General features: G+C 42.1%; 13 protein-coding genes and 1 pseudogene. 5 read left to right on the top strand and 9 right to left on the bottom strand.

Going from position 1 to position 12668, the window contains the following annotated elements:
• The 4 genes from DBR11_RS24275 to DBR11_RS24260 form a co-directional block, all read left to right on the top strand.
• Window positions 1-870: oxidoreductase (locus tag DBR11_RS24275; protein WP_233260886.1), on the top strand; the 870-nt coding region annotated here is incomplete at its 5' end.
• Window positions 871-999: 129 nt separating this feature from the next.
• On the top strand, window positions 1000-2280 hold the full coding sequence (locus DBR11_RS24270; RefSeq protein ID WP_108555173.1) for a sorbosone dehydrogenase family protein: 1281 nt from the start codon (window positions 1000-1002) through the stop codon (window positions 2278-2280).
• Window positions 2281-2291: 11 nt separating this feature from the next.
• Window positions 2292-2738 (top strand): cytochrome c, encoded by a 447-nt coding sequence (locus tag DBR11_RS24265; RefSeq protein ID WP_108555172.1) that lies wholly within the window; start codon window positions 2292-2294, stop codon window positions 2736-2738.
• Between the two features lie 45 nt (window positions 2739-2783).
• A complete protein-coding gene (locus DBR11_RS24260) occupies window positions 2784-4334 on the top strand; it encodes a glycoside hydrolase family 28 protein (RefSeq protein ID WP_108555171.1) in 1551 nt (516 codons plus the stop codon).
• Here DBR11_RS24260 and DBR11_RS24255 read toward each other — a convergent pair.
• The 9 genes from DBR11_RS24255 to sufB are packed head-to-tail and all read right to left on the bottom strand — an operon-like array spanning window position 4315 to window position 12052.
• Window positions 4315-4737 (bottom strand): secondary thiamine-phosphate synthase enzyme YjbQ, encoded by a 423-nt coding sequence (locus DBR11_RS24255; protein ID WP_108555170.1) that lies wholly within the window; start codon window positions 4735-4737, stop codon window positions 4315-4317. The two genes, DBR11_RS24260 and DBR11_RS24255, sit on opposite strands and share 20 nt — an antisense overlap.
• A 47-nt stretch (window positions 4738-4784) precedes the next feature.
• Window positions 4785-5972 (bottom strand): nicotinate phosphoribosyltransferase, encoded by a 1188-nt coding sequence (gene pncB / locus DBR11_RS24250; RefSeq protein ID WP_108555169.1) that lies wholly within the window; start codon window positions 5970-5972, stop codon window positions 4785-4787.
• 8 nt (window positions 5973-5980) lie between these two features.
• Window positions 5981-6445, bottom strand: coding sequence for an Rrf2 family transcriptional regulator (locus DBR11_RS24245; protein ID WP_108555168.1), 465 nt, complete (start codon window positions 6443-6445; stop codon window positions 5981-5983).
• 17 nt (window positions 6446-6462) lie between these two features.
• The gene (locus DBR11_RS24240; protein WP_108555167.1) at window positions 6463-6777 is read right to left on the bottom strand and encodes an iron-sulfur cluster assembly protein; all 315 of its coding nucleotides are present in this window, start codon (window positions 6775-6777) and stop codon (window positions 6463-6465) included.
• A gap of 6 nt (window positions 6778-6783) precedes the next feature.
• The gene (locus DBR11_RS24235; RefSeq protein WP_108555166.1) at window positions 6784-7227 is read right to left on the bottom strand and encodes a SufE family protein; all 444 of its coding nucleotides are present in this window, start codon (window positions 7225-7227) and stop codon (window positions 6784-6786) included.
• A complete protein-coding gene (locus tag DBR11_RS24230; RefSeq protein WP_108555165.1) occupies window positions 7227-8471 on the bottom strand; it encodes a cysteine desulfurase in 1245 nt (414 codons plus the stop codon). Before DBR11_RS24230 ends, DBR11_RS24235 begins: the two co-directional genes overlap by 1 nt.
• On the bottom strand, window positions 8471-9781 hold the full coding sequence (sufD, locus tag DBR11_RS24225) for a Fe-S cluster assembly protein SufD (protein WP_108555164.1): 1311 nt from the start codon (window positions 9779-9781) through the stop codon (window positions 8471-8473). Before sufD ends, DBR11_RS24230 begins: the two co-directional genes overlap by 1 nt.
• A gap of 26 nt (window positions 9782-9807) precedes the next feature.
• Entirely contained in the window at window positions 9808-10572 is a 765-nt protein-coding gene (gene sufC / locus DBR11_RS24220; RefSeq protein ID WP_108555163.1) for a Fe-S cluster assembly ATPase SufC, read from the bottom strand.
• A 34-nt stretch (window positions 10573-10606) separates the two neighbouring features.
• Window positions 10607-12052, bottom strand: a complete 1446-nt coding sequence (sufB, locus tag DBR11_RS24215; RefSeq protein WP_108555162.1) for a Fe-S cluster assembly protein SufB — start codon at window positions 12050-12052, stop codon at window positions 10607-10609.
• Between the two features lie 152 nt (window positions 12053-12204).
• On the opposite strand from sufB, the pseudogene DBR11_RS24210 reads away from it, so the two are divergent.
• A pseudogene (locus DBR11_RS24210) lies at window positions 12205-12668 on the top strand (AraC family transcriptional regulator); the annotation flags it as partial.

Genomic DNA, 12668 nt, shown 5'->3' with positions numbered 1-12668 from the left:
TCCATAGGGAAGACAATTGATGGTGGTAAGACCTGGCAATGGATAAAACCTGCCGGTTATGAAAAACTCGATTTCAGAGATATTGAAGCTTTTGATGGATTCAATGCTATTGTAGTGAATGCCGGCTCTCCGGCATTTATTTTACAAACAGTAGATGGTGGAAAGACGTGGAAAGAGACTTATAAAAATACAGATAGCGCCATCTTTCTTGATGGCATGGGTTTCTGGGATGAGAAGAATGGAATTGCATTTGGCGATCCGATCCATAACCGTCTGCAATTGCTTAAGACCAGGGATGGTGGGCTCAACTGGCAAGACGTTTCAGATCATTTGAATATGGATATGGGGCAGGGAGAAGCTGGTTTTGCAGCCAGTGGCACTTCCATCCGTACGTTGGGCAAAGAGAAAGTATGGATTGCCACAGGTGGAACGAGTGCAAATATTTATTATTCAGATAATAGAGGGTATACCTGGAAAAAATATCCTTGCCCGATTTTACAAGGTGGAGCCAGTACCGGGTCATTTTCTGTGGATTTTAACGAAAATGGAACAGGAGTGGTTGTTGGTGGAGATTATCAAAAGGACAAAGAGAATTCCAATAATATACTGCTCACCAAGAACTGGGGTAAAACCTGGGATCAACCTGTTACACCAGTTTCCGGTTTCCGCTCCGGAGTGGCTTATATGGACGCCGAACAGGTTGTAGCCGTTGGCACATCAGGAGTAGATTTCTCTAAAGATGGAGGAAAGAACTGGCTTCATTTGTCAGATCTTAACTTCAATGCAGTCGGTAAAGCAAAAAAAGGTAGCCTTATTTTAATGGCAGGCAACAATGGACTTATTTATAGCTTGAAATTAACTGATAGATAAATAATAGCAATATCATTGAATAGTTAGCCAATTTGATTCAATGATATATCTCAATTAATTAATCAATTAGATGTTCAATTACCTGAGTTCCGTTTTATCGGACAAGCAGGTTTTTTAAAAAAAATAATTATGAACCGTAACTTGTTAAAGTATGTGCTGGCAGCCACTTTGATCACTTCAGTGGCTTCATTTTATGCCCTGAAATCTGATGAAGGCGTGAAAGCTGATCCTGATAATGCAGGCTTGAAACTACCAGAGGGGTTTGGAGCATTAAAAGTAGCAGAAACAGGCGCAAAAGCCCGACATCTGGTGGTTACCCCACAAGGGGATATCTATGTAAAACTGGCGAAACCAAAGGATGGAAAAGGCATTTTACAACTGCATGAGAACAGCGATGGAAAAGCCCAGCTTACGGGTGGTTTTGGTAATTATGGCGGCACAGGAATCTATCTGAAGGATGGTTATTTGTATGCCTCCTCTAACCAGGAAGTATTCAGGTACAAATTAAATGATCAAAATGTAGTACTTAGTCCCGATCAGCCGGAAAAAATCGTAACCGGATTAAAGATGGGACGTCAGCATGAAACCAAGTCACTTGTGCTGGACAATGATGGAAATCTCTATGTAAATATAGGAGCCTACTCTAATTCCTGTCAGGTACAGGACAGGGGATACCAATCTCCAGGGATGCCTGGCTGTCCCATCCTTGACTCAGCAGGTGGTATCTGGCAATTTAAAGCAAATAAGTTGAGCCAGAGCTATGGAGATGGGATCAGGTATGCAACAGGTTTGCGAAATGTAGTCGGCTTAGACTGGAACCAGCAAAATAACCAGCTGTTTGTGATGCAGCATGGTAGAGACAATCTCAATAGTTCCTGGCCCGCTTTATATGATGTCAAAGAATCTGCAGAGCTTCCTGCCGAATGCTTATATGCACTAAAAAAGGGAGACAATGCCGGATGGCCATATCTATATTATGATCAGATCCAGCATAAAAAAATTGTAGCTCCGGAGTATGGAGGGGATAAGAAAAAAGAAGCAGATGCAAAATATCTGGATCCTGCAGTGGCCTATCCAGGTCATATGGCACCAAATGGATTGTTATTTTATACAGGTAAAATGTTCCCCGAAAAATACAAAAATGGCGCGTTCATTGCTTTTCATGGTTCCTGGAACCGGGCACCGGAACCGCAAAAAGGCTATTTTGTAGTATTTCAGCCTTTCAAAGACGGAAAACCATCCGGAGATTGGGAGATCTTTGCCGATAATTTTTCCGGAACACCAGAAAAGGCGGCTGCCGGAAGAGCAGATCACCGTCCGTGCGGACTTGCACAGGGAGCTGACGGTTCCCTATATGTAACTGATGATAGTAAAGGAAGCATTTACCGAATTATCTATACTAAGAAATAGCCATAATTTAAATGAAGAGAATTTTAATGATCGTAGTGCTCCTCACTATGGGGGGACTTCAATTGTCTGCACAAACTAAAAGTAAACCCAAACCAGCAGCTAAAGGAGCCAAAGTTTCTGCTGCAGTGATGACCAACGGGAATAAAATATATGGCCAGTATTGTTTAAGTTGCCACATGGCTGATGGGGGAGGTGTGCAGAATATGAACCCACCGCTAAATGGTACAAGTTATGTACTGGGCGATAAAACCAGGTTGATTAAAGTAATCCTGAACGGTTTTTCCCAGAATGTGGATATTGACGGAGAGAGTTATACGAATGTAATGGCACCGCACAATTTTTTAAAAGATCAGGAAATAGCAGATGTTTTGTCTTACATCAGGAACAGCTTTGGCAATAAAGCCAGTGGAATTTCTGTACTCGAAGTAAAGGCAGTCAGGGCAAAAAACAAAAAATAGATTCAAGCTATGTTAATGGCCTTTACCCGCAAACCAATGCGAATTATGCATCAATTAGTGAGATCTGTGACCTGTACAGCGATTCTTCTAAGTTGCAGTTCTGTTTTTGCTGCAGATGTGTATGTGACAAAGTATGGTGCGGTTGGAGATGGAACGACTTTGAATACAGAATCCATACAAAAAGCCATCGATCAGTGTAATCACACTGGCGGCGGTAAGGTGATTTTTTCAGCAGGTAAATTTCTCTCAGGTACAATAGCCTTAAGAGATAATGTTACCCTGTATCTGCAAAAGGGAGCTGTGCTTCTGGGAAGTACAGCTATAGAAGATTATAAGAATCTGGATCCTTTTACCGAAGGATTGGGGATAGATGTAGGCTGGGCCCTGGTTGCTGCAATTGACGTGCAACATATAGGAATAGAGGGCGAGGGGATTATTGATGGTCAGGGCACAGCACTTAAAGCGCGTCATATTTTAAAAGATAACCGCCCTGAAGGACAACGATGGGGAAGAAGACCATTCTTGCTGAGGGTTGTACGTTGTACCGATGTCCGGCTCAAGGATGTTACCCTGCAATATGCCGGCGCCTGGACCTCTCATTATTTTCAAAGTAAGAACATCAGCATCAATAAGGTAACGATTGTAAGTTATGGAGTGGCCCATAATGATGGGATTGATATTGATGGTTGTCAGAACGTTAAAATTCAGAATTGTGATATAGAAAGCGGAGATGATGCGCTATGCTTCAAAACGACTTCCAGTAAAATGGCCTGCAGCAATATCCAGGTTTACGGTATGCGTCTGAAGAGTAACCAGGCTGCTATAAAGATGGGAACAGAGTCTATGGCACCCTTTGAAGACATCAGGATTTCAGATTGTTATATCTATAATACCAGCAATGGCGGTATTAAATTACTTACAGTAGACGGCGCACATCTGCGTAACGTAGAAATTTCTAATATTACCATGGTGGAGGTAAAAACACCGATATTGATCCGATTGGGCTCCAGGTTGAGTGTATTCAGAAAAAAAACAGATATACAACAACAAACAGGTACTTTGGAAAATGTAACCATTAGAAATGTGAAAGCGAAAGCTTCAGCCGTAGCACAACTCACCCCAGCTTCTGGTATACTAATTACAGGGATTCCTGGACACCTGGTGAAGAATTTAACCCTGGAAAATATTGATATTGTCCTCGCAGGTGGCGGTACGGCGGAACATTCCTTGTGGAAAGTTCCTGAAGCGGTCGATCAGTATCCCGAAGTAAAAACCTTTGGGCCAACAATTCCGGCCTATGGAATATGGGCCAGACATGTAGAAGGTTTAAAATTGATTAATATCTCTTTTAAGCTGGACGGTAATGAATTAAGGCCCGCCTTTGTTTGCGAAGATGGCAAAGATATCTTGCTGAAAGGCTGGAACATTCCATACACAAGCGGTGCAGCGGCCATTATCAGGCTGGAAGACGTAGACAGTGCGCTCATTTCCAGGGTAAATGCCTATGGAATTGCTTACAGCTTTGTACAGGCCGATAGTAAAAGTAAAAATATTGAGTTGGTAAAAAGTACCCTGGTTATTCCCCAAAAGCAGTAATCACTAAATTTCTGGGGCCTCCGTAATCCCGGTGTTCACATAAGTAAATACCCTGCCAAATGCCTAACGCCAGCTTTCCGTGACGGATTGGAATGGTTAAGGAGTTTCCAAGTATAGCTGCCTTAAGGTGTGCAGGCATGTCATCAGGCCCTTCCTCGTCATGAAGATAATCCGGATCATTCTCCGGGACAGTCTTATTAAAAAACATTTCAAAATCTTTTCTAACCGTTGGATCTGCATTTTCATTGATCGTTAAAGAAGCAGAGGTATGCTGTATAAATATCTGGCAGGAGCCCTTATCAATTTCACTGATCTCTGGCAAACCATTAGTTACTTCTTCTGTAATCAAATGAAAGCCTCTTTTTCTCTCTTTCAGTCTTAAACTCTGCTGGTAGATCTTCATGTTTTTTGCCCTGTTCACTGAGAACAGGGTCTATAAATTTAAAATATTTATTCCTTGATTTCAAGTATGGTTTTGGCCAGACCAATCATTTTTTCACTTCCCGTATATTTACCATGTTCATCTGAAAGTTTCACCACATCTGTCCATTCCCCATCTTGTGGTTGGGCTTGTGTCATTTTGATCACAATATTCATCGCCTCAGGTCCTACGTCATTGGTAAAGTTCGTTCCTATGCCAAAAGACAGGCCAATTTTTCCCTGGCAATAACGGGCAATGCGTGCTGCCTTATCGTAATTTAATCCGTCAGAGAAAATAATAACCTTTGTTTTAGGATCAATGCCGAGCTTATTGTAATGATCGATGACCTGATCTGCAAACTGAAGCGGGTCTCCACTGTCATGTCTTACGCCATCAAAGAGCTTTGAAAACATCTTATCAAACTGTCTGAAGAAGACCTCTGTGGTATAGGTGTCTGAAAGTGCAATACCCAAATCGCCCCTGTATACGCGGACCCAATTTTCCAGCCCGGTGGCATTGGCCATTTTAAAGCCATAACGGGCCGCATGAAACATGAACCATTCATGGGCATGTGTTCCAATAGGTTTAGTTTGATACAACATAGCCATATGTACATTACTGGTTCCGATAAAGGAACCTTCTCCATGTTCTTTTAAAGCCTGTAATACCAGGCGATGTACCTGGTAGGAGTAGCGCCTGCGGGTGCCGAATTCTGCAACTGTGACCCCTAAAGCCTTATACTTTTCAATTTTCTTTCTGGTCACCTCCATGACTTCTTCATTGCTGATGCGAACAGCACCAGTCATGATGTAGTAAAGTTCACATATTAAAGACATAATCGGTACTTCCCACAAAATCGATCTGTACCAAAGACCTTCAATATGTACCTCCAGCTGCTCTCCATACTGCTCAATACGTACTTCCTCAGGATTGTAACGGTATCCTTCCAAAAAATCCAGATAAACAGGATCAAGATAGGGACAGGTTACCTGGAGAAAACGTTTTTCTTCTTTACTGAGCTTCAGTTGTGCCATGGCATCAACAGCTTCTCTCAGGACTTTAGAGAAGCCTTCGGGGAAGGCATGCTTTCCTCTGTTGATGAACTGATAGCGGGCTTTTGCACCAGGGAAGAGACGAATAACGCCCTGCTGCATCGTGAATTTGTAAAAGTCATTGTCTAAAATAGACGTGAAAGCGGGAGACGGAGGTGTATGCATAGATAAACCTATTTCAAATTCTGTTCCAGAATAGATTTGAGCAGGAAACCAGACTCCTGTTCCGGACTGATCAGGTCCTGTAAAGAAACCTTATCCAGCAACTGGTCGACTGTAAGTTGTATCATTTGCCAAAGGGAGCGTACGGAACAGTCTATGGAATTGGTGCAGAGTTTAACCGTGCCTGGATAATCTTCACAAAAACTTTTGTCAAATAAAGAGCCGCCAAGTGCTTTTAAAGCCTGGTTGATGTTGATCTGTTCTGGATGGCGGGCCAGAATATAACCACCTTTATAACCTGGCGTACTATTGATATAACCTGATAAGCGCAGAATACGTGTCAATTTGCCTACATAGGCTGAAGACAAGCCTTCTGCTTCGCTGATGGCAGGGATGCTTAATCCTTCCTCTCTATCCGATCTGGCAATACGGAGCAATATCCGCAGGCCATATTCTTCCTGGGCTGTAATCTTCATGGTAATTTATTTATGTTCTATAACATTCCTAATTCGAGCTGCGCGGCTTCAGACATCATATCTCTGGTCCATGGCGGATCCCAGGTCACCACCACGGATACTTCATTAACCCCTTCAATCTGTTTAATTTTTTGTTCCACCTCCAGTGGAATAGACTGTGCAGCGGGGCAGCCCGGAGCGGTCAGTGTCATCACAATCTGCACATTATTTAATGGCGGAAGGATATCGGTTTCATAAATGAGCCCAAGCTCATAGATGCTCACAGGTATTTCCGGATCATATATGGTCTGCAGACATTCAATTACTTTTTGTTTTAACTCTTCTTTATCCATGATCTATTACTTTTGTTCTATTCCCTGGATCGTTTTATAGGCAATTGCATAATTTTTCATTTGCTTAATCATAGCAAGCAAGCCATTGGAACGGGTTTGTGCCAAATGGGTGAACATTCCGATTTCTCTGATAAAATCTAGTTTAGCGGCAATAATTTCATCGGGCCGGTGTCCGGAAAGAACTGTGATCAGCATACTCACTAAGCCCTTAACAATAACCGCATCACTGTCGGCTTTAAAGAAGACCCGTCCATCTGTATAGCTGGCCACCAGCCAAACTGTAGATTGGCAGCCTTTAATCTTATTTTCTTCCGTTTTATATTGTTCTTCCAGAAGCGGTAGTTTTTTTCCCAGGTCAATAATATATTCATATTTGTCTTCCCAGGAATCAAATAAAGAGAAATCATCTATAATCTCCTGCTCTGTTTCTATGATGGATTTTTTACTCATTACAATAACATTTTTATGGCCTTCTGCAGACCATTGATCAGTATGTCTATTTCTTCTCTGGTGTTGTATAGCGCAAAAGAGGCCCTTACCGTGCCTGGAATTTCAAAACGTTTCATCAAGGGTTGAGTGCAATGGTGGCCTGTTCGCACAGCAATGCCCATGTTGTCTAAAATAATACCAATGTCTTGAGGATGAATACCTTTTATAACAAAAGAGACTAAACTTACTTTTTCCCTGGCTTCACCAATAATTCGAAGTCCGGGGATTTGTTGTAGCTGTGCGGTGGCATAATCCAGTAAATTATTTTCATGTTCCCTGATAGATGCTTTACCAATTTTTTTTACAAAATCCAAAGCGGTTTTGAAGGCAATGGTGTCTGCAATGTTTGGTGTACCGGCCTCGTATTTATAAGGAAGATCATTATAAGTTGTTTTTTCAAAAGTTACTTCTTTGATCATCTCTCCTCCGCCCTGAAAAACCGGCATACTTTCCAGTAATTCCTTTTTGCCATAAAGCACACCTATACCTGTAGGTCCATAAACCTTATGCGCTGAAAACGCAAAGAAATCACAATCCAGATCCTGTACATCTATATCCAGATGTACTGCAGACTGTGCGCCGTCAACCAATACCCTTGCACCAGCCTTGTGGGCGGCACTGATCATCTCTTTAACCGGGTTAACCGTTCCAAGTGCGTTGGACACCTGTACAATGGAAACCAGTTTGGTTCTTTCATTGAGCAGTTCCATATAAGCTTCCATAGACAATTCCCCATTGTCATTTACAGGGATAACTTTTAAAACAGCATCTTTCTCTTCGCAAAGGATTTGCCAGGGAACAATATTAGAATGGTGTTCCATAGCAGAGATGAGGATCTCATCGCCGGGAATAATATGCTGACGTCCCCAGGTATAAGCCACCAGGTTAATCCCTTCTGTGGTCCCCCTTGTAAAAATGATCTCCTCCGGAAAAGCAGCGCCAATAAATTCCTGAACTGCAAACCTGGTCGCTTCGTAGGCCATGGTTGCCTCTTCAGCCAAGGTATGGATACCCCGGTGAATGTTCGCATTATAATTGGTGTAATAATCGCTGATGGCATCAATTACAGACTGGGGCTTTTGCGAGGTTGCTGCATTATCCAGATAAACCAATGGCTTTTCTTTGACTCGTCTGTTCAGGATGGGAAACTGATTGCGGATGGAAGTCACATCCAGAACCTGAGGTATAGAATTTGGTGCTTTCATTAGGAAACGGATAGGTGTTCGTAGATCAGTTTTTCGGTATGTTTCTGTAAAGGCTCCAGCTTGATCTGGTCAACAATATCAGCTGCAAAAGCATGCAGTAAAAGAATCTCTGCATTTTCTTTTGGAATTCCTCTGGCCCTTAAATAATAAAGAGCTTCTTCATCCAGCTGCCCAACTGTGCAGCCATGTGAGCACTTCACATCATCAGCAAAGATTTCCAGCTGCGGCTTGGCATTGATGCTGGCCAGTTCAGATAAAAGGATGTTTTTGCTGGACTGATAAGCATTGGTTTTCTGTGCATCTGGCTGAACAATGATCCGTCCGCTGAAAATACTGGTGGATGCATCATCAGCAACACTTTTATAAAGTTGATTACTGTAGCAATCCGGCATTTTATTGTCAATCATGGTGTGGTTGTCTACATGAGTTTTACCTCTAAGTAAAGAGAGACCATATAGGTGTGTTTCATTTCCCCGTGCATCCATGACCAGGTTCAGGTTGTTTCGCACCATTCCGCCGTTTAGAGACAGGACCACAGTATGTACATGACTCTTTTCCATTTGCCTGATATGGGTTGTATTGGTCTGGTGGGCATTTGATCCATCATTCTGGATCTTGTAGTACTCTACAAATGCATCTGCCTCTACTACAATTTCCATAACCTCATTGGTGAAGCCCTCACAAGAACCAATTGTTCTGTAGGTTTCCGCCAGTTGAAATTTAGCCTGGGCTTCTACATACACAAGACTTCTTGGTTGCGATAAAGTATGGTGTTGTCCTGCGTCAGAAAGGTGATAAATATAAACAGGATGTTGCAATTGCTGGCCTTTAGGAATATAAAGGAAGAGCCCTCCCTGGATAAAAGAAGTATTCAGAGCATGAATGCCATCTTTTATATAGCTACTGCTTTGTCCAAGGTGCATGGCAACCAGCGCTTTATATTTGCTGTCTATGGCCTCTTCCAATGGCAATACAATCAATTGAGTTTCCGGAGAGCGGATTGCAGATAAGGAGGGGGCATAACGACCATTCAGGAAAACCAGTTCATTGGCTTCCTGGTAACCTTCTATACGCATTTCTTCCAGAGAAGAAAGCAATGAAGGAGAAATTTTACCATCTCCTGCAAACTCATAATCTTTATCGAATAAGCTGCTGATATTGGTGTATTTCCATTCTTCCTGACGTAAAGTAGGCAAACCAGAGCGGCTAAATGTATCGAAGTTTTCTTTGCGAATTCCAGTTAACAGTTCATTTGGATCTGAGGCCTGGAGGGCACTAAACTGATCTTTGAAATAATTTACATTCGTCATTGTCTTGATCTTAAATGGTTTATAGTTTAGACATTTGCAGACTGATCAATGCTTTCTGTAATGAAATCATATCCTTTTTCTTCCAGTTCCAAAGCAAGTTCTTTTGTGCCTGATTTGACAATACGGCCTTTGTACAATACGTGTACATAATCTGGCTGGATATAATCAAGTAAGCGCTGATAGTGGGTGATCAATAAAATAGAACGGTCTGGTGTCCTCAGTTTATTAATACCATTAGCAACAATACGTAAAGCATCAATATCCAGACCGGAGTCGGTCTCATCCAGAATGGCGAGTTTGGGTTCCAGCATGGCCATCTGGAAAATTTCATTTCTTTTTTTCTCTCCACCTGAAAATCCTTCATTAATGGAGCGGCTGAGCAAAGACTGGCCAATTTCTACCATAGCCATCTTTTCCTTCATCATTTTAAGAAAAGCGACCGCATCCAGAGGCTCTAGTCCTTGGTATTTACGCTTTTCATTTACAGCGGCTTTGATAAAATTGGTGGTGCTTACACCCGGAATTTCAACAGGATATTGAAAAGCAAGAAATAAGCCTTCGCGTGCCCGGTCTTCAATAGAAAGTTCCAGTAAGTCTTTTCCTGAAAAGAGCACTTCGCCTTCCGTAACTTCATATTCTTCTCTTCCGGCAAGAACAGAAGCCAGTGTACTTTTACCTGAGCCGTTTGGCCCCATGATAGCATGCACTTCTCCTGGCTTAATGTCCAGGTTGATGCCTTTTAATATTTCTTTACCTTCTACGTTTGCGTGTATATTTTTAATGGATAACATGATCTTCTATTTCTATAAATGGATATATTTTTGACTAACCAACACTGCCTTCCATGCTGATGGCCAGTAATTTCTGTGCTTCAATGGCAAATTCCATAGGAAGCTGGTTCATTACTTCTTTAGCGAAGCCGTTGACAATCAGTGCTACAGCTGCCTCTGCATCAATACCACGCTGTCTGCAGTAGAACAACTGGTCTTCCCCGATTTTTGAAGTCGTGGCTTCGTGCTCTACAATGGCAGTTTTGTTCTTCACTTCTATATAAGGGAAAGTATGAGCTCCGCATTGATCTCCCAGTAACAAGGAATCGCACTGCGAATAATTACGGGCATTGGTGGCTTGTTTGCTGGCGCGTACCAGTCCACGGTAACTGTTATTGCTTTGCCCGGCAGAAATACCTTTGGCAACAATCCTGCTCCTGGTATTTTTTCCAAGATGGATCATCTTCGTACCTGTATCTGCTTGTTGGTGGTGATTGGTGAAGGCTACAGAGTAGAATTCGCCTATAGAATAGTCGCCTTTCAGGATCACACTCGGGTATTTCCAGGTAATGGCAGAGCCTGTTTCTACTTGTGTCCAGGAAATTTTTGAATGATTGCCTGCACAAATTCCTCTTTTGGTTACAAAGTTATAGATTCCGCCCTGGCCATTTTTGTCTCCGGGATACCAGTTCTGAACAGTAGAGTATTTAATTTCCGCTTTTTCCATAGCAACCAGTTCAACTACTGCTGCATGTAACTGGTTCTCATCGCGCATAGGTGCGGTGCAGCCTTCCAGATAGCTCACATAACTTTCGTCTTCCGCTATGATCAGTGTGCGTTCAAACTGGCCCGAATTTTCCGCATTGATCCTGAAATAGGTAGACAATTCCATTGGACAGCGGACACCTTTTGGAATATAGCAGAACGACCCATCTGTAAATACAGCGGAGTTTAACGCTGAAAAATAATTATCAGTCATTGGCACCACAGATCCCAGGTATTTTTTGACCAGGTCAGGGTGTTGCTGTATGGCCTCACTAATAGAGCAAAAGATAACGCCAATCTCCGAAAGTTGCTCTTTGAAAGAAGTCGCAATAGAAACACTATCCATTACCACATCGACAGCTACGCCGCTCAACCGTTTTTGCTCATCCAGGGAAATGCCCAGCTTTTCGAAAGTGCGTAGTAATTCCGGATCTACTTCATCCAGACTATTTAGCTGTTCTTTTTTCTTAGGAGCGGCATAATAGATAATGTCCTGATAGTTGATAGGTGGGTACTTCACATTTGGCCATGTGGGTTCTTCCATTTTTAGCCAATGTGCATAGGCTTTGAGACGCCATTTCAGCATCCATTCAGGTTCATTCTTTTTTTTGGAGATCAGCTCAATCACAGCCTCGCTGAGCCCCTTTGGAATAGTATCTGTATCAATATTTGTAACAAAGCCATATTTATAGTCATTTTGTGCGGCTTGTTCCAATAGATTTAAGTCTTCTTTCATGATGTCTGTTTCTAGACTAATACAATAGCAGTAATAAGATATACAAAGATAAGTTTATCTCTTATTTGTACAAAATAGTATAAACAGAGGAATGTAAGATTTAATCTTCTTTTTACGTTATATTAATGGTTTGAATTTTATAATTTTGATTGATGAAAACAACGGAGACAGTACAAGATTTTTACGCCAGGCTTCCTCATATTAATCCTTCGGGGCTTTCTCTGAACAATGCCGGGCCGGGACACTTTAATGTCTTCCCTCGAAGTTCGTGTCAGCATACGACTTTTTACTCCAGAAGGGATTTTTATAAAGTTTCTCTGGTGATCGGAACAGGACGGTTGCATTATGCAGATAAGTGGATAGAGGTAGACCGGCCAGCCTTGTTGTTTTCGAATCCAATGATCCCATATTCCTGGGAAGCCGGGTCTGCTGAACAGGAGGGTTGGTTTTGTTTGTTCACAGAAGCTTTTGTTCATTCTCAGGAACGCAAAGAAACTTTACAGGATTCGCCGCTATTTAAGGTAGGGGGAACGCCTATCTTTTTTATAGATGAGCAACAACTGGAAGAAATCTCTTTTTTGTTTAAAAAAATGACGAGAGAAATGGATTCAGACTA

Origin of the sequence: Pedobacter sp. HMWF019 (assembly GCF_003061025.1) — a bacterium.
In the GTDB taxonomy this organism is placed as follows: Bacteria; Bacteroidota; Bacteroidia; order Sphingobacteriales; family Sphingobacteriaceae; genus Pedobacter.
This window is presented reverse-complemented; position numbering and strand designations above follow the sequence as displayed.

Coding starts and splice junctions, on each gene's coding strand:
- DBR11_RS24270 (WP_108555173.1), top strand. CDS start 1,000: ATGAACCGTAACTTGTTAAAGTATGTGCTGGCAGCCACTTTGATCACT.
- DBR11_RS24265 (WP_108555172.1), top strand. CDS start 2,292: ATGAAGAGAATTTTAATGATCGTAGTGCTCCTCACTATGGGGGGACTT.
- DBR11_RS24260 (WP_108555171.1), top strand. CDS start 2,784: ATGCATCAATTAGTGAGATCTGTGACCTGTACAGCGATTCTTCTAAGT.
- DBR11_RS24255 (WP_108555170.1), bottom strand. CDS start 4,737: ATGAAGATCTACCAGCAGAGTTTAAGACTGAAAGAGAGAAAAAGAGGC.
- pncB (WP_108555169.1), bottom strand. CDS start 5,972: ATGCATACACCTCCGTCTCCCGCTTTCACGTCTATTTTAGACAATGAC.
- DBR11_RS24245 (WP_108555168.1), bottom strand. CDS start 6,445: ATGAAGATTACAGCCCAGGAAGAATATGGCCTGCGGATATTGCTCCGT.
- DBR11_RS24240 (WP_108555167.1), bottom strand. CDS start 6,777: ATGGATAAAGAAGAGTTAAAACAAAAAGTAATTGAATGTCTGCAGACC.
- DBR11_RS24235 (WP_108555166.1), bottom strand. CDS start 7,227: ATGAGTAAAAAATCCATCATAGAAACAGAGCAGGAGATTATAGATGAT.
- DBR11_RS24230 (WP_108555165.1), bottom strand. CDS start 8,471: ATGAAAGCACCAAATTCTATACCTCAGGTTCTGGATGTGACTTCCATC.
- sufD (WP_108555164.1), bottom strand. CDS start 9,781: ATGACGAATGTAAATTATTTCAAAGATCAGTTTAGTGCCCTCCAGGCC.
- sufC (WP_108555163.1), bottom strand. CDS start 10,572: ATGTTATCCATTAAAAATATACACGCAAACGTAGAAGGTAAAGAAATA.
- sufB (WP_108555162.1), bottom strand. CDS start 12,052: ATGAAAGAAGACTTAAATCTATTGGAACAAGCCGCACAAAATGACTAT.